The sequence below is a fragment of the Photorhabdus heterorhabditis genome, from assembly GCF_001280945.1.
GTDB lineage: Bacteria > Pseudomonadota > Gammaproteobacteria > Enterobacterales > Enterobacteriaceae > Photorhabdus > Photorhabdus heterorhabditis.
In genome coordinates, this window is sequence record NZ_LJCS01000054.1 from 1 (window position 1) to 17282 (window position 17282).

At 40.0% G+C, this 17282-nt stretch carries 17 protein-coding genes; 9 read left to right on the top strand and 8 right to left on the bottom strand.

The window, feature by feature from the left end; translation table 11 throughout:
• Together AM629_RS16095 and yieE are read right to left on the bottom strand one after the other, a co-directional pair.
• Positions 1 to 286: helix-turn-helix domain-containing protein (locus tag AM629_RS16095; RefSeq protein WP_152911974.1), on the bottom strand; the 286-nt coding region annotated here is incomplete at its 3' end.
• Between the two features lie 109 nt (positions 287 to 395).
• Positions 396 to 1259: a DNA-binding transcriptional regulator YeiE gene (gene yieE, locus AM629_RS16100; RefSeq protein ID WP_054480279.1), complete on the bottom strand. Its 864-nt coding sequence runs from the start codon at positions 1257 to 1259 to the stop codon at positions 396 to 398.
• 189 nt (positions 1260 to 1448) lie between these two features.
• Between yieE and AM629_RS16105 the strand changes: the two genes are divergently transcribed.
• Together AM629_RS16105 and nfo are read left to right on the top strand one after the other, a co-directional pair.
• Positions 1449 to 2531: a YeiH family protein gene (locus AM629_RS16105; RefSeq protein ID WP_054480280.1), complete on the top strand. Its 1083-nt coding sequence runs from the start codon at positions 1449 to 1451 to the stop codon at positions 2529 to 2531.
• A gap of 108 nt (positions 2532 to 2639) precedes the next feature.
• Positions 2640 to 3482, top strand: coding sequence for a deoxyribonuclease IV (nfo, locus tag AM629_RS16110; protein WP_054480281.1), 843 nt, complete (start codon positions 2640 to 2642; stop codon positions 3480 to 3482).
• Between the two features lie 19 nt (positions 3483 to 3501).
• Here the strand turns inward: nfo and fruK are convergent, their stop codons facing one another.
• Positions 3502 to 4440, bottom strand: a complete 939-nt coding sequence (gene fruK / locus AM629_RS16115) for a 1-phosphofructokinase (RefSeq protein ID WP_054480282.1) — start codon at positions 4438 to 4440, stop codon at positions 3502 to 3504.
• 358 nt (positions 4441 to 4798) lie between these two features.
• Here fruK and AM629_RS16120 point away from each other — a divergent pair, with 358 nt between their 5' ends.
• The 3 genes from AM629_RS16120 to yeiP all read left to right on the top strand — a co-directional run bounded on the left by AM629_RS16120 (position 4799) and on the right by yeiP (position 7426).
• The gene (locus AM629_RS16120) at positions 4799 to 5218 is read left to right on the top strand and encodes a nucleotide triphosphate diphosphatase NUDT15 (protein WP_054480283.1); all 420 of its coding nucleotides are present in this window, start codon (positions 4799 to 4801) and stop codon (positions 5216 to 5218) included.
• A gap of 117 nt (positions 5219 to 5335) precedes the next feature.
• Entirely contained in the window at positions 5336 to 6595 is a 1260-nt protein-coding gene (mtr, locus tag AM629_RS16125) for a tryptophan permease (RefSeq protein ID WP_054480284.1), read from the top strand.
• A 258-nt stretch (positions 6596 to 6853) separates the two neighbouring features.
• A complete protein-coding gene (gene yeiP, locus AM629_RS16130) occupies positions 6854 to 7426 on the top strand; it encodes an elongation factor P-like protein YeiP (protein WP_054480285.1) in 573 nt (190 codons plus the stop codon).
• Positions 7427 to 7654: 228 nt separating this feature from the next.
• On the opposite strand, the gene AM629_RS16135 is transcribed toward yeiP, so the two are convergent.
• Positions 7655 to 7954 carry a YmdA family protein gene (locus AM629_RS16135; RefSeq protein WP_235525494.1) on the bottom strand — a complete coding sequence of 100 codons (300 nt, stop codon included), beginning with the start codon at positions 7952 to 7954 and terminating at the stop codon, positions 7655 to 7657.
• 471 nt (positions 7955 to 8425) lie between these two features.
• On the opposite strand from AM629_RS16135, the gene AM629_RS16140 reads away from it, so the two are divergent.
• Together AM629_RS16140 and mepS are read left to right on the top strand one after the other, a co-directional pair.
• Positions 8426 to 9130, top strand: a complete 705-nt coding sequence (locus AM629_RS16140; protein ID WP_054480287.1) for a phosphatase PAP2 family protein — start codon at positions 8426 to 8428, stop codon at positions 9128 to 9130.
• Between the two features lie 359 nt (positions 9131 to 9489).
• Entirely contained in the window at positions 9490 to 10071 is a 582-nt protein-coding gene (mepS, locus tag AM629_RS16145; RefSeq protein WP_054480288.1) for a bifunctional murein DD-endopeptidase/murein LD-carboxypeptidase, read from the top strand.
• Positions 10072 to 10137: 66 nt separating this feature from the next.
• On the opposite strand, the gene AM629_RS16150 is transcribed toward mepS, so the two are convergent.
• The 3 genes from AM629_RS16150 to rsuA all read right to left on the bottom strand — a co-directional run bounded on the left by AM629_RS16150 (position 10138) and on the right by rsuA (position 13352).
• On the bottom strand, positions 10138 to 10482 hold the full coding sequence (locus tag AM629_RS16150; protein ID WP_054480289.1) for a YejG family protein: 345 nt from the start codon (positions 10480 to 10482) through the stop codon (positions 10138 to 10140).
• Positions 10483 to 11419: 937 nt separating this feature from the next.
• On the bottom strand, positions 11420 to 12607 hold the full coding sequence (locus tag AM629_RS16155) for a Bcr/CflA family multidrug efflux MFS transporter (RefSeq protein ID WP_054480290.1): 1188 nt from the start codon (positions 12605 to 12607) through the stop codon (positions 11420 to 11422).
• Positions 12608 to 12644: 37 nt separating this feature from the next.
• The gene (gene rsuA / locus AM629_RS16160; protein WP_054480291.1) at positions 12645 to 13352 is read right to left on the bottom strand and encodes a 16S rRNA pseudouridine(516) synthase RsuA; all 708 of its coding nucleotides are present in this window, start codon (positions 13350 to 13352) and stop codon (positions 12645 to 12647) included.
• A 401-nt stretch (positions 13353 to 13753) separates the two neighbouring features.
• On the opposite strand from rsuA, the gene radD reads away from it, so the two are divergent.
• Both radD and rplY read left to right on the top strand, forming a co-directional pair.
• Positions 13754 to 15511, top strand: a complete 1758-nt coding sequence (gene radD, locus AM629_RS16165; RefSeq protein WP_054480292.1) for a DNA repair helicase RadD — start codon at positions 13754 to 13756, stop codon at positions 15509 to 15511.
• A gap of 152 nt (positions 15512 to 15663) precedes the next feature.
• On the top strand, positions 15664 to 15948 hold the full coding sequence (gene rplY, locus AM629_RS16170) for a 50S ribosomal protein L25 (RefSeq protein ID WP_054480293.1): 285 nt from the start codon (positions 15664 to 15666) through the stop codon (positions 15946 to 15948).
• A gap of 71 nt (positions 15949 to 16019) precedes the next feature.
• Here rplY and yejK read toward each other — a convergent pair whose 3' ends face one another.
• Positions 16020 to 17024, bottom strand: coding sequence for a nucleoid-associated protein YejK (gene yejK / locus AM629_RS16175; protein ID WP_054480294.1), 1005 nt, complete (start codon positions 17022 to 17024; stop codon positions 16020 to 16022).
• Positions 17025 to 17282: the final 258 nt, after the last annotated feature.

Sequence of the window (17282 nt, forward strand, 5' to 3'; positions counted from 1 at the left end):
CAACCACCTGTTCAGGACTCAAATCTTGCCAAATTAACCGTTTTATCCATTTTTTGACTTCCGGCGTTATTTTTACGGCTTTTTTAGCAAAATGACGACGAGCTAATCCCTTCAAATGAGCCTGTTCCGGGCAATAGGTTTGAACTTCTTGATTTCTCTTCAATTCTCTGCTGATGGTCGACGGGCTTCGCTTAAGTGACTCAGCAATGAAACACTGTGAAAAACCGGCTTTTTTTAAACTGGAAATCTGGTATCTTTCTGTTTCGGTCAGTTGTATATAGGTCATTGTGCATTTTCCTGTGGCGGGAAAGATGCCTACTATAGCAACTGACCGCCCTTCTGAAAAATTGCACTTATTAGTCGAATCCGCCTAACGTTTAAATAAAAAATAAAATTCACTGGCAATAACTCAGCAGTTTTTGCAGTGCATTAGACATATGCTTTTGCCGATGACAAATCAGGTACAACATCCTAAAAAGCTTCAATTCTGGCACCTTCAATTCTAGCAAAGTGCGATTTTCCAATTGTTCTGCAACGACTCGTCTGGATAAACAACTAATTCCCATGCCAAATTTAACAGCATGTTTTATCGCTTCAGAATTCCCCAATTCCATCAAAATCTTGAACCCAGGTAAACGGGCAAATAACAGATGATCCAATACCTCTCTGGTACCCGATCCCCTTTCTCTTAATATCCACGATGCGTTAGCTAAATCATCCAATTTCAGCACCTGTTTAGCTAACGGGTTTTCAGGAGCAGAGAAAATAACCAACTCATCCTCCATCCAGAGTTGAGTTATCAATTCAGGGCTGTGACAAGAACCCTCTATCAGACCAAGGTCAACTCGGAATTCCAGCACAGAATTGATGACATCCTGAGTATTACTGATGTTTAACTCCAAGGGTGTATCAGGAAAATCCCGACGATAATTTGCCAGCATTTCCGGCAACATATAATTACCAATGGTACTACTGGCAGCAATACGTAATGCACCCAGCTCTTGTTTAAATAACTGCTGAATTTCCCCTGCCTGTTCCAGTAATGCCAAAGCCTTGGGATAAAGTAAACGCCCGTGCTCATTAGTTACCAGTCGTTTTCCTACCCTGTCAAAAAGCTGCACGCCAAGCTGGCTTTCCAGATCCGTTAGTGAAGCACTCACCGCAGATTGAGAAAGCGATAATTGCAGAGAGGCTTGTGTCGTTGAACCGCTTTTCAATACCTCAGTGAAAACTTCCAATTGTCTCAGTGTAATATGCATATTGCCTCACAAAATATAATATCAGCCAAATAGATTGTTTTAATTTTATACAGAAATAAACAACTTAACAAAAATCCTCTCTTAATTACCAGTTTTTTAGATTATATATAAAAATTTTATCAATTTTAATGATAAGACTGTCTGCTATATACTTATGTTTAAAATATATAAGCAAAGTGAACAATATCTATGTCTAACATTCAAGCTGAAGAACTTAGTAAACAAAAATCTATTCCCGGAATGAAATTAATACCTGGGCTAATAGTGGCGGCAATACTTACCGCAATTTCAATCTATGCTGGAAATATTCCATGGTTTATTAATATGGGGCTGGGAGCACTGACACTGGCGATTCTGGCAGGAATTATTATCGGTAACACCGTTTATCCTTTACTTAAACCTTATTGTGATGAAGGTATTCATTTTTCCAAACATTATCTCCTACGAGCAGGCATTATTCTTTATGGATTCCGTCTGACATTTCAGCAAATTGCTGACGTAGGTGCTACTGGTCTTTTAACTGACGCAATTATGTTGTCTTCAACTTTCTTTATTACAATCTGGCTAGGCAGATCACTCTTTGGATTAGACCAACAAACCTCAATATTAATTGGTGCCGGTAGCAGTATCTGCGGTGCAGCGGCTATTATGGCAACAGAGCCTGTGGTAAATGCTCCCGCCAGTAAAGTTGCTGTTGCTGTATCAACCGTTGTCATCTTTGGCACTATCGCTATTTTCATTTATCCATGGTTTTATCAACTCAACGAACATTATCAATGGTTCTCATTCACGCAGGAAGCCTTCGGTATCTTTACTGGCTCCACCATTCATGAAGTTGCTCAGGTTGTTGCTGTTGGACACGCTATTAGCGATCAAACAGAGAATGCCGCCGTTATCAGTAAGATGATTAGAGTTATGATGTTGGCGCCATTTCTGTTGTTATTATCCAGTTATATCAACAGTGCCCCTACTAAAAATAGCAAAAACAGTCAAGAAAGAACCCGAATTACCATCCCTTGGTTTGCTGTGATCTTTATTGCAATAGCCGGTTTTAACTCTTTTAATTTATTACCTACAGTAATAGTTAATTATTTGATCAACATCGATACAATTATGCTCGCTATGGCCATGGTTGCATTAGGTTTAACTACTCATGTCAGTGCTATCCGTCAAGCTGGATTTAAACCTATCTTGTTAGCTCTGATTTTGTTTGTATGGCTGATGGGCGGTGGATTTCTGATAAATCTAGGCATCCAACATATGCTTGGCTAATCAGAATATTCGTTCAGAGGAACCTATCAACATATAACTTTATCTGTTCTTAAGGTTCATTGACCACCTGAACAATGTCATAATAGGATAATTAGGAAGGAGAAGAATATGAAATTTGTTGGGGCACATGTCAGCGCGGCAGGTGGAGTCGATCAGGCCGTTATTCGAGCACACGAATTAAAAGCTACCGCCTTTGCTCTGTTCACAAAAAATCAGCGACAATGGAATGCACCACCGTTGACCACTGATATCATCGATAAATTTAAAGAAAATTGTGAACGCTATGGGTATGGCAGCCAGCAAATTCTTCCTCACGATAGTTATCTGATTAATCTGGGCCACCCAGAAACTGATGCATTGGGGAAATCCCGGCTAGCGTTCATTGATGAAATGCAACGTTGTGAACAACTAGGTATTGATCTACTGAATTTTCATCCAGGCAGTCATCTTAATAAAATAGATGTGGATAAGTGTCTGGCGCGAATTGCAGAATCTATCAATATCGCTCTCAATAAAACCCAAAGAGTTACTGCAGTTATCGAAAATACAGCAGGTCAAGGGACAAACCTAGGTTTCAAATTTGAACATCTGGCCGCAATTATTGACGGAGTTGAAGACAAAAGCAGAGTTGGTGTCTGTATTGATACTTGTCACGCCTTTGCCGCTGGCTACGATTTACGTACAGAGCATGCTTGTAAACAGACTTTTCAGGAATTTGAAAAAATTGTTGGCTTTCAGTATCTGCGTGGAATGCATTTAAATGATGCCAAAAGTGAATTTGCCAGCCGTGTTGACCGACATCATAGCCTTGGAGAAGGTAATATTGGTAAAACACCTTTCAGTTACATTATGAAAGATGCCCGTTTTACGAAAATTCCTCTGATCCTTGAAACGATTAACCCAGATATTTGGCTGCAAGAAATTGCCTGGTTGAAATCACAACAAAATTAACTATTCATTAAATTAAACATCATTTAACTGATGTCAGCTCAATTCTAGCCATCATTGCGGCTAATTCAAGGCGATTGCTTATCCCCACATTAGGCTGGCTGACGGCCAGCGCAGATACAGCCGTCGCCAATCGCAATGTGTGCTCACTGGATTCCCGCATCAGAAAACCATAAACCAGACCACCGACCATTGAATCACCCGCGCCAACAGTGCTGACAACTTTACAATGCGGTGGTTTTGCCAGCCATGCTCCAGATGCATTAACCCACAATGCGCCCTGCTCCCCCAAGGATATAACCACATGAGCAATTCCCTGATCCCTGAGTTGATGTGCAGCAATGATAACATCAGACAAATCAGGCAACTGGCGGCCAGCCCATATCTCAAGCTCATAAAGATTCGGTTTAACTAACCAAGGAGTGGCTTGTAATCCCGCCACCAATGCCTCACGGCTGCTGTCAAAAATAATGCAAGGACAAATCTGACATAAACGAGCCATCCAGTCTGTAAAAGACTCAGCAGAAACCCCCGTAGGTAAGCTACCACTCACAACAACCATATCAAATTGTCCAAGCCATGAAAGTGAATCATTAAAAAATTTAAACCATTCTCCTTCGCTGACACAAAAACCAGAGAAATTGAAATCCGTCACTTCACTATTTCTTTCTGTCAATTTGACATTAATTCGTGTTCTACCCGGTACTAAATGGAAACGATTCGTCATACCGTTTTCACTGAAAAATTGCTGAAATCCTTCCTGATTTTCCTTACCCAGAAAACCACTGACAGTAACGTCAATACCCAAATCACACAAAACCTTAGCAACATTATTGCCTTTACCAGCAGCATGTAATCCGACTGTTTGCACACGATTAATAGTCCCTTTGGCAATTTCCGAGCACAATCCAACCAAATCATAAGCAGGGTTTAAGGTAATAGTGGCAACTCTACGGCTCATTTTGCCCAGTGTCTCCTTTAGTAGATAATTATTATGACTATTGAATTTTCAGTTCTATTTATACCTGTTATCTTTCAAGTTGCCTCTTGGTTGGCTGCACTCTCTCACCCCGGTCACAGTGTTATCTATGACATAGTTATCTATGCTCCCGGGGATTTGCTCCCTGGCCGTCCCGATGCATATTGAAATCTATTCGGTATATATCACTTTATACCACTAAAATTGAATCGTTTCAGTTAAATTCCATATTTTCTTTCTCATTGTCTTAAACTGATTTGCAAGTCAGAATAATATCTAAACTCTTTTTTCTTAAAAAGAGATCTTAACTTATTGAAACTTAAATGAAGGAATATATTAAATGTCCGTAATTGTGGGTGTTGGCGTTGTTATTGTAAATGAGCATGGTCAAGTACTACTTGGAAAACGCAACAGTAAGCATGCTCCATACTGGTCAATCTTTGGTGGTCATATTGATGCCGGAGAAACTTTTGAACAATGTGCAATCCGTGAAATTAAAGAAGAAACAGGTCTAACAATACAATCACCAAAAGTCTACGGCATTTGTAATAATCTTCAGACTTATCAACAAGAAGGGAAACATACTATTTCAGTGTGTTTGCTCGCGAAACACCCAGGTGGAGAACCAAAATTAATGGAACCAGAAAAATGCGAACAACTTATGTGGTGCGATCCTGATAATCTTCCTGAACCTCATTTTGAAGCCAGCTGGAATGCAATAAAAATGTGGCAAGAGAATAAATTTTACCTTATTGAATGAACTAACCTATATTATTAGTTTAATTTCAAATAATACTTTATGACGTCTATTTACACTCTATACTCAAAAATGTATCTTTAAGCTAGTACAAAGACACTATACCCAGCAGGAGTTAATATGTCCATTGAGACAGCTCAGAGTTTAAAGCGCCCTTCCATACTCGGTGGTACCATGATAATTGCCGGAACCACGGTTGGGGCCGGGATGTTCTCCATTCCCGTGGTGACTTCCGGTGTTTGGTTTACTGGCTCAATTATTCTACTGGTTTACACATGGACGTGTATGTATTTTTCCAGCTTAATGATTCTGGAAGCCAACCTGAACTACCCACCAGGGGCGAGTTTTCATACTATTGCTAAAGACTTACTCGGCAAAAAATGGAATACAATAAACGGTATCTCTATTACATTCGTTCTCTATACACTGACCTACGCCTACATTTCAGCAGGCGGCTCAATCATTGCCCTCAATTTTAAAAATATTGTTCCAATATCACAGGCGAATGCGGGCTTGATTTTTGCCTTTATCGTCGCGTTTATTGTCTGGTTATCAACTAAAGCTGTCGATCGTCTGAGCACAATTTTAATCGGTGGTATGGTTATTACCTTTTTTATGTCCATTGGTGGTATGTTTACAGAAGTTAAATCTGTAATCCTATTCAATCAAGGCAATGCCATACCAAACGATACGGCAGAAAGATATATGCCTTACGCTTTAGCTGCTCTGCCCTACTTACTTATCTCATTCGGATATCACGGTAACATCCCAAGTTTAGTAAAATATTATAATAAAGATATCAAAGCCGTTATTCGCAGTCTGTTATTTGGTGCGTTAATTGCGTTAGTTATTTATATCCTGTGGCAATATGTCATTCAAGGAAATATTCCCCGAGAAACATTCAAACAGATTATTGCTGATGGTGGGAATATCGGCGATTTACTGAAACAAATGGATCATACAATAAACAGCACAACAGTCACCCAGTTTCTTACTGCATTTTCTTATATGGCCTTGGCTAGTTCATTTCTTGGTGTCTCTTTAGGGTTATTTGATTACATGGCCGATCTCTTCAACTTCAAAGATAACAACACTGGCCGGTTAAAATCTGCATTAGTCACATTTGTTCCACCTACAGCCTTAGCTTTGCCATTCCCGAATGGTTTTCTCTATGCTATTGGTTTTGCCGGATTGGCCGCAACCATCTGGGCAGTTATTATTCCGGCCCTTATGGCACGAGCCAGTCGCCAACGTTTCCCTGTAGCCAGTTACCGAGCACCAGGAGGGAACTTCCTGATTGGGTTCGTCATTTTGTTTGGTTTGATAAATGCTATAGCTCATATTTTGGCCTCTCTTGATTTATTACCTGTGTATCGTTGATATATATACCCAATGGATTTCAAGATGGATCGCGACGGCAAGAGAACGCATCCCCAGGAGCATAGATAACGGTGTAACCAGGGTAAGTGAGTGCAGCCAACAAAGCAGCAACTTGAAGGATGAAGGGTATAAATCATTCTTACTACAAACCCCAATGTAAAAAACACTGGGGTTTTTTAATCCCCCACTTGCCTAATGCCTTGACTACGAGTAATTTTGTCGCCGATTATTCTCTCGCAGTTTTATGGAAGGTTACATATGGCTAAAGCCAACGAAATTAAACGCGGTAGTGCCGTCAGTTATAATAGTAAATTACTGCTGGTCAAAGATATTGATATTCAAGCACCAAGCGCCCGGGGGGCCAGTACATTATATAAAATGCGATTTACGGATATCCGCACCGGTCAAAAAGTGGAAGAACGTTTCAAGGGTGATGATATCCTTGATACAATCAGCCTAACTCGTCGTAGCGTTAATTTTTCCTATATTGATGGCGATGAATATGTTTTCATGGATGATGAAGATTTCACACCTTACCATTTTAAAAAGGAACAAATCGAAGAAGAGTTGTTATTTATTCCTGAAGGTGGTCTGCCCGGCATGCAAGTTCTGACAATAGAAGGACAAGTTATTGCCCTTGAACTTCCCCAAACTGTCGATATGATTATTGAAGAAACGGCTCCTGGAATTAAAGGCGCTTCAGCAAGTGCGCGGACAAAACCGGCTAAAATGAGTACCGGACTCACCGTGCAAGTACCTGAATATATCAGTAGTGGAGAAAAAATACGTATTCATATTGCAGAACGTCGCTATATGGGACGTTGCGATTAACGACATTAGCTAATTCTGAGTTACCCTATATAAAACAGGGTAACTTACTTTTGCCATTTCATCAATTAAATCAGTTGCCTGTTTTCTCTAAGCATTTGAGCATAATTTCAATTCTCAAATAATATACAATATAAATTTGTCACTAATTCATTTGCACAATGACAGATAAAATCTCCACTCTTCTTCAATTAAATATTGAAGAAATAACATTTAAAATTTTCCATAACATCAATTATAGAAAATTGTAACAACTCCAACTTTTTCTTTTCCTTTTACCCACTTAATTTCGGTTATACCAATTTGGTGGGGTAAATAAAAATAAGCATCACGTTGGAGATCAAGTTTTCGTCGCTGAGTAATTTTATGCCCCTTCCGCCAACAAGTGGTATCAGCCCAGTTATCATGCCAATCAAAACGACACGGTGATTCAACAATTGCACCTGAGAAGCGAATAACCCCTGAGCTTGATATTACATCTGACCCACTACTGACAAGGCCAGGAATCATCAGAAAAAAACAACCAATCATAACCCGGAACATAGGCATAAAACCCTCGCCATTAAGACAGCATTATTTGCTTCTATTTCCAAAAGCAAAATCAATCTGGAAATCGGAAAAATTTATGAGGCCATGTCATTGGTAACGGCTATTTTCGGTGTTTATTTATGATTTTTAGCTTTTAACGCTGATTAAAATATTTATATCTTTCGATATGTGAATTTTCAGGACTAATTTTCAATAAATTAAAAATATATAATTTAAAATATCATCTGATACAACTCGATAAGAACCTATAGAATTGGACTGGAAAACTTATCAAAACAAGTAAGTGAAAATGGTAAACAGAAAGAAAAAAGCACAAAAATAGATAAAAAAATCATCAGACTAACTTAAGATAAGAACTAGATTCATGACATTATTACCCAATATTTGTTATATTAACCTACATATTGTGAGCTTAGTTATCACTGAATTTTACTTTTAACAAATAGGTATCCCATGACACGCAGTCACCCGTTTGCCATATTTACACTGAACCTGTTGGGGATCGCTTTATTTCTCTCCTGGTATTTGCCAGAACACCATGGTTTTTGGTTCAACATTGATTCCGCAATCTTTTACTTCTTTAACGAAAAATTAATTCCTAGTTCAAAATTCACAGAATTTGTAGCATTTGTGAATATCAGAGCGTTTGATGTAATCTCGCTTTTCTGTATGGGATTGCTTTATTACAGTGCATTCCGTAAGCAGAATTACCACGGAAAGCGCAGGTTATTCATGATTGGCTTAGCTATGCTAATAAGCGCAATTACGCTTAATCAAATCGGTCATCAACTCCCTGTCATTCGCCCAAGCCCAACATTAACATTTGATCATATCAATCGTATTAGCGAAATGATCAAGCTAGTGACAAAAGATGCATCTGGCAATAGTTTTCCAGGCGATCATGGATTAATGCTACTGATCTTTAGCTGTTTTATTCTGCGCTATATCTCAGGTAAAGCGTTCTCCATTGCATTACTGATCGTAGTCATATTTGCGCTACCCCGTATTATGGCGGGAGCTCATTGGTTTACTGATATTGCAGTCGGTTCTTTATCTCTGGTCCTGATTGGAACAAGTTGGTTATTATTAACACCATTGAGTGACATAATGGTTGACTGGCTGGATAAACATCTACCACAAATTGGCCGCCCGGTTTAAAACCTTTCTCATTAAGCTCCTTTTTACTGAATAATATTGGGAAGGTATTCGACCTTCCCAATCGCTCACAAGATCCACATAAATAACATAAAATAACAACATTCCTATTCTCTCGTACTCAGTAATCTAATTTTTTGTAAATTATGCTACTAAATACTCGCCTTTTCCTGATTGTTTCTGTAATCTCGGTTTGAATGACATTTATTGTGAATATCGTTATAAAACGTGGCATCCAGCGCGTTTTTACACTAAGCGCATTGTTTACTTATTGTTTTTTCTAACACCAGGCTTCGAAGCGTTTGATATTTTTCAATAATAGCGACCAATTAAGGTAAGGATAGCAAGGGAAAACAAAAATAATGGTCAAGTCTCAACCGGCACTGAGATACATTAAGCGGCTGATACCCGCGCTGTTCGTGGCAATAACTTTATCCGCGTGCAGCTCACCAGATTCTTCAAAGTTTCGCAATGCACAAACTGACACGCATGCAGTAAATGGTAAGAACGGTTTCTTACTGCAAGCGTCTCAGGATGAATTCGAGGCATTGGTTCGCAATCTGGATATAAAATCTAAAATTCTTAGTCAATACAATGGCTGGAAAGGTGTTGCCTATCGGCTTGGTGGCAATACTAAACGCGGTATAGATTGCTCTGCCTTTGTTCAACGTACTTTCCGTGACCAGTTTGGTATGGAGTTGCCACGTTCAACTTCTGAACAGCAAAACATTGGTAAAAAAATCGACCGCTCAAAATTACGTCCTGGTGATTTGGTCCTGTTTAAGACTGGCGCGCGTACAAGGCATATTGGCATCTATGTTGGCAATGACCAATTTGTTCATGCCTCTACCAGTAATGGTGTAATTGTTTCTAGATTAAGCAGCGCATACTGGAGTAAGCGTTATTATGATGGTCGCCGGGTCATCAGTATGCCTAACGGTTAAAAACAATTTTTCCCTTGCCATACAAAAGCGCCTCCACTAAAGGAAGCGCCTCTCTTCTTTTTACAGTCAGAATGGATAAAGCGCCGTCATTTTTTCGGCAATCGCCGCACCAAGAGTCTTCAAACGGCACATAACTGCACTTTCGTCTTCACTATCAACAAACAAGCATGCCTGACCTTCCCATTCAATCACTGTGCTTTCAATTTGCATATCAGCAAGTGATTGCTGTAATTTTTGCATAACATTCCACGCAGCCGCATCTTCGTGGCTGAGTAGTTTCAACCCCATCAGGCTACTTTTTACATTCACTTCATCAACCGGGAGTGGTTCAACTTTGATACCCACAAAGCCGGGTGACCATTTGTAACTTTGCGGTAGTCGATGTACCACCGAAAGCTGAATATTATTCACGAATCATTCCTACCTGAAAGAACATAAATATATTAAAGTTAAAGTTAGCGACTATCTTCAGGTGTTCTACTCGCCAAAACCGAATAACTCCCCCGAAAGGTAAACAAAAAGTTAAATTTGTGTTTATATTATTACATTAAATTCAAACTTCACCTTAGAAAAAGTGCGATCAGTCTCGCATTTTGCATATATTTATACTTTTTTTGAAGAAAACTCAACTTATTTTTATGCAAAAAAACAACTTCATATTTAATAATTATTTACATATTTTATTTTTTCAACTCAATGCGTTAACATAAAAATCGAACAAGAACTATAAAAATAAATAGATAACAATGTGTTCTATAAGGAAAATCCAATCACAACCTGATGATAACATGCTTCAATATTTTCAATTTAACAAAAATGCAACACAAAAGTCACAATCGTTATCAATGTGTTGACATTTACTCATTATCACAAACTGATAGTTCGGAATTTCCTTACATTGAGAGATTAAACCTTTAGCCCAATCAACAAAAACAAGTATAAGAACAGGTTTAATCATAAGAAAGCCAGTCACTCAATTCCAAAATATCCCCAAGTATTAAGGAACCAGCCCAATAATTCTCCTAATAACATTATCTTTTTTAATGATAATTTTAGTAATGCAAAAAATGCTTTTAATATCACACAGCTAACACAATCTCATTATCTAATGTCAAATTTTCGAATAACACAATATGAACAACCTATTGATATAACTGGAAATTTAACGAAAAATCGAATAAAACCCCATGTCATCAATCAAGAATATATAAGTGGAGACAAATGTACATATTGGAATAAAATTATTCCGCAATAATCTCACATAAGATCATAGCCAAATAACACAGTCAAAAGTACCTGTAACTTGCAGTAGTAAGGAAAAGGCTGCACATAAAGCAGCCTTATATTTTTATTTACAACATTTTCTTGCATATGTAATAAGTAACGTAGCTGAAATAACACATAAAGCCATAGAACCAACCATTGGCCAAGCGTTACACGCAGGTACCAGAGCAATCAGTGAACCAATTAAGGCACTAATACCAAAACGGATAGTACCCGCCAATGAAGATACTGTTCCTGCCATATGCGGATAATCATCTAAAATCACCGCCATTGCATTGGATGTAATCATAGAAATCCCACCAACATAAGCTGCAACACCCATTACCAGAGACATGAAGCCCAAATTCAGCGCAGTAGACAATAATAGCCAAATCCCCATCATCAACTGTATACTTAAGCCAAAATACATCATTTTCAGCGCACCAAAGCGCCGAACATAACGACTATTTATCATCGTCATCACAAACAGAAATACAATATTCAGCGCAAAGTAATAACCAAAGTTCTGCGGCGATACGCCATTTAACTCAATATAAACAAATGGCCCTGCACTGAGAAAAGAAAACATTCCCGCAAACGAAAAACCGCTGGCAAGCATGTAGCAAAACACACGACTCTGGCGGAATAACATAATAAACTGACTTATGGTTGTGCGAAGATGAAACTTTTGTCTTTTTTCTTTCGGCAAAGTCTCTTTTATAAAGAAAGCAACAAGAAATGCAGCAATAACAGAAGTCACCGCAATGCTCCAGAAAATAGCATGCCATGTGAACCAAATCATCATCATTCCCCCAAGAATCGGGGCAATTAATGGCGCAATAGTCATCACCAATACCACAAAAGACATGCTACGTGAGAATTCATCTTTCGTGAACACATCCCGCATCAAAGCATTAATGACAACACTCGCAGCAGCAGCGGAAAACCCATGTAAAAAGCGCAGATAAATAAAATCATCGATATTTTGAGCCATTGCGCACGCGGCTGAAGCCAGAGCAAACACAATAACCCCACCCAGAATGACCGGTTTACGCCCCAAACTGTCAGCCATCGGACCATATGCTATCTGACCGATAGCAAAACCGAGAATATAACTACTCAATGTCATTTGAACCCGCCCACTATCCACACCGAAATCCCTGGCAACGGTCGGAAAACTGGGTAAGTACATGTCAATAGCAAGAGGCATTAACATAGAAAGCAGCCCAAGGATCAAAATCAACCCCAAATAGGATGAGCGTTGTTGTTGCACGCGTATGACTCCAATAATTTAAAATGATTAACTAAAACTAAGCTTTAGGAACCGTAATACTGGCAATTTCTTGCTCAGTTAACGGTCGGTATTCCCCAGGTTCTAGGGCGGAATCTAAGATAATTTCACCGATTCGTTCACGATGGAGTTCTATCACCCGGTTCCCTACGGCTGCAAACATACGTTTTACCTGATGGTAACGTCCTTCACTGATCGTCAAACGTACCAATTGAGACGCCAGAATTTCCAGTTGAGCGGGTTTTGTCAGCGTTTTTTCACCATTAAGTTGAACACCAGTAAGAAACTTACCTGCCGTCCCTTCTGCAACTGGATATTCAAGTGTTACTAGATAGGTTTTTTCACAATGGTGTTTGGGGGAAGTGATACGATGAGACCATTGACCATCATCAGTCAACAAGACCAAACCTGTGGTATCCATATCCAACCGGCCAGCAGTGTGTAATTTATGGGCTGCCGGCTCATCAATAAAATAGAGGACCGTCGGGTTCACAGGATCATCCGTGGAGCAAATATACCCTGATGGTTTATTCAACATAAAATAACGCGGCCCTTGCTGCTGTTCTAGTAACGAGCCATCAAACATGATTTGTTGTTCTGGCGTTATTTTATAAGCTCCGGTTTTTATAATCTCATCATCAACGGTAATACGCCCCGCGCGCAACTCACGTCCCACGTCATTCCGGCTGATACCAAGCTGTTGTGACAAAAATTTATCCAATCGCATGGATGAAGACACCTGTATTAAATTAATTCAAAAATGAATATGGCCCTACTATCTTGGCACTACAACGCAGAGCCACCAAAAAAGAAGATGTGAGGTGAACGTAAAAGCTTTTCATGCTAATCATAACTATGTTTACTATAAACAACAATTATCTATTTGTTATATACCCAATGGATTTCAAGATGGATCGCGACGGCAAGGGGGCGAATCCCCGGGAGCATAGATAACTCTGTGACCGGGGTGAGTGAGTGCCGCCAACCAAGAGGCAACTTGAAAGACAACAGGTATAACTGATTATAATTTCAATCAATTAGAGAATTATCTTACCTCACTTCTACTCACAGTAAACTCATCGGAAAAATGTTACCCTTTTGCGAGTGTTTTTCTGTTACAGAGCAAATATGACATTTACTTTACGTCCCTATCAGCAAGAAGCCGTGAATGCCACTATTAATCATTTCCGGCACCATCATGAACCCGCTGTCATAGTACTACCAACCGGAGCTGGTAAAAGCCTGGTTATTGCTGAACTGGCAAAATTAGCCCGAGGGAAAGTATTAGTACTGGCTCATGTGAAAGAGCTGGTTGCACAGAACCACAGCAAATATTGCGCTTATGGGTTACAAGCAGATATTTTTTCCGCCGGATTACAACAGAAACAAAGTTCAGGAAAAGTCGTATTTGGCAGCGTGCAATCTGTCGCCCGTAATCTTGAACATTTCGATAATCAATTCTCCTTACTGATAATCGATGAATGCCATCGTATCAGTGACGATGAAAACAGCCAGTACCAGCAAATTATTCATCACCTTCGGCAAAATAATCCACAACTACGTATTCTTGGATTAACTGCGACACCTTACAGACTGGCTATTGGTTGGATATATCAATATCACTATCATGGTATGATCCGTGGTGATGAAAATAGTTTTTTCCGTGATTGCATATACGAATTGCCCCTGCGTTATATGATTAAACATGGTTTTCTAGTACCTCCACAGCGGCTGGATATGCCTGTTATACAATATGATTTCAGCCAGGTCCGTTCCAGTCAGCAAGGTATTTTTAATGAAACTGATTTAAATCGCGAAATTAAACGACAAAAACGCATCACACCTCATATTATCAGACAAATTATTGAATATTCAGTTGACCGTAAAGGAATCATGCTTTTTGCTGCAACTGTCGAACATGCCAAAGAGATTCTTCAATTACTCCCTTCCGGCCAAGCTGCCTTAGTCAGTGCCGATACATTAACCGCCGATCGCGATCTGTTTATCGAAGCCTTTAAAACTCAACAATTGCGTTACATGGTTAACGTTGCCGTATTAACCACCGGGTTTGATGCACCTCATGTCGATTTAATCGCAATCCTGCGCCCTACTGAATCTGTCAGCCTGTATCAACAGATTATTGGCCGTGGTCTGAGGTTATTTCCAGGTAAAAAAGATTGCCTTATTCTTGATTACGCAGGAAATCCCCACGATCTCTACACACCGGAAGTCGGTAACCATAAACCAAATAAACAAAGCCAGCCAGTTCAAGTATTCTGCCCTATCTGCAACTTTGCCAATATGTTCTGGGGAAAGTGCTCCTCCGACGGTGAAGTTATTGAGCATTTTGGACGTCGCTGTCAAGGCTGGGAAGCGGATCAACATGGCAAACGCCACCAATGCAACTTCCGTTTTCGCTTTAAACTGTGTCCCCATTGTGGCGCCGAAAATGATATTGCGGCACGGCGTTGTTATAATTGCCAAAAAGTGCTGGTCGATCCCGATGATATGCTGAAAGCAGCATTAAAACTCAAAGATGGGCTGGTACTACGTTGTGGTGGTATGCAACTCATCCCTGGAACTGACAGCAAAGGAGAATGGCTGAAAATCATCTATTACGATGAAGATGGTGCCGATGTTTCCGAGCGTTTTCGGCTTACAACCTCTGCCCAACGACTAGCCTTTCAGCACCAATTTCTCCGCCAGCATCAGCGTGCTCCGGCTGTCCCTTTTAACTGGACAACCGCCTCAGAAGTTGTTCAGAAACAACCTTTATTACGCCACCCAGACTTCGTTATTGCCCGTAAAAAAGGCCAATTCTGGCAGATCCGTGAAAAGATCTTTGACTATCAAGGACGTTTCCGACGAGCAGATGAATTGTATTAATATGTGCAAATGGACGTATTCCATTTGCTGTAACTGCCATTTTTCGCTAGAATGCCGCCCGTTTAACGCTACGTTAAGCCAAATCTCGAACCTGCTGCTGGGTCGCCTGTAGCAGGATTTATTTTCCTCTTATGTGAGAAAGAGAAAAAATAATGTTTACTATTAATGCAGAAGTACGTAAAGAACAGGGTAAGGGTGCGAGCCGCCGCCTGCGCAGAGCCAACAAGTTCCCAGCTATCGTATACGGTGGCAACCAGGAGCCTGTTTCTATTGAACTGGATCACGACCAAGTTATCAATATGGAACGCAAAGCAGAATTTTATAGCGAAATTCTGACTCTGGTTATTGATGGTAAAGAAACTAAAGTTAAAGTGCAGGCTGTACAGCGCCATCCGTTTAAGCCAAAACTGGCGCACATTGACTTCCTGCGTGCTTAATTAGCCACAGTCGAGCTTTTCGGGACGCCGAGTAAATAACGCCGCATTTGCGGCGTTATTTATTTATGGTATCAGTGCCCCCCACTACGACGCTGTAATTGGTCACGTAAATTGGGTGGGGTCCCTCTAATTGTTAAAGTATCCGTCACCGGGTCCCAAAAAATTCTTTCACCAAATAACATCGCATCAAAATTAATCGTCAATCCGCCACCACTGCCGGCAAATTTAGTTAACTGACGCAATGTACTACGATCTGCCGGGAAACTCTCTTCCAGTTCATATCCCTGTTCCTGAGAAAATTGCTGGAAACTCTGTTCTCCAAACGTTGGCAATTCCTGAGACAATTCCTTGATCTCAATTTCTTCTCCCGTCTGCAATTGTTCATTGCAATAACTGTATACCTGTTGGCGGTATGCCTGCCGCTCATTTTTATCAAGCTGCCCCGACTCACAATAATCATCAACTGCCTGTAATAAGCCTTTATTCTGTACCTTAGCATTCATACCTTCACTGGCAGCGAGAAAGTCCATAAAAAAATCTGAAACTTTACGCCCTACCCGCCCCTTCAAGAAAGTTAAATAACGACTTGATTCAGGATTAGTTTCCCACTCAGTTAAATCTACACGAGCAACAATATCAGCATGAGGAATATCTAGATAATGAGTGGTATTCAAATCCAGATTATCGTTAACAGACATACTATTACAGCTATTAAGCACAGCAATCAATAAATACTCTACCGCCAAATAGCGATACTGACAGAATAAGACCGTCCCACCCTCAGCAAACGGATATTTAGCCAGTTCATCCCTCAAACGTGCTGTTGCGGCACGACTGAATCCAAGAAAATCTTCATCACCCTTACGCTGATGTCTGAGAGCTTCTGCTAATTCACTCTCTTCATTAAATAAGCCATAAGCTTTGCTTTTTGCGCTGTATACACGGTGTAATTCAGCCATCATATCTTCCACCACTTGATCGGTGGCGAGCAGAGAATCACGCAGCACGACATCAAGCGTCTGTTCATCACGCTTGATTAATTGATGCAAAGCAATCTGGTCTATTTGCAGACTCATTTTTTCCACTCCTTTCGCTGCTTACTTCATTCGCTTTTAACGGCGTATTCAAACACTGATAACAAACTGCTGCAATAAAAAAACCGGGAAAAAATCGCGTTTACCATGCACTCTTCACTACTATTCACCGACAAATACCAGAAAATTGCCAAAAACCCCCTAATTATTGCAACATAATATTAACCATGAATTAATTTGCTATAAAAGAGCAGAAAATCACTCACCTATACGGTAAGATAGTGTGCTTTGTTAGTTCAG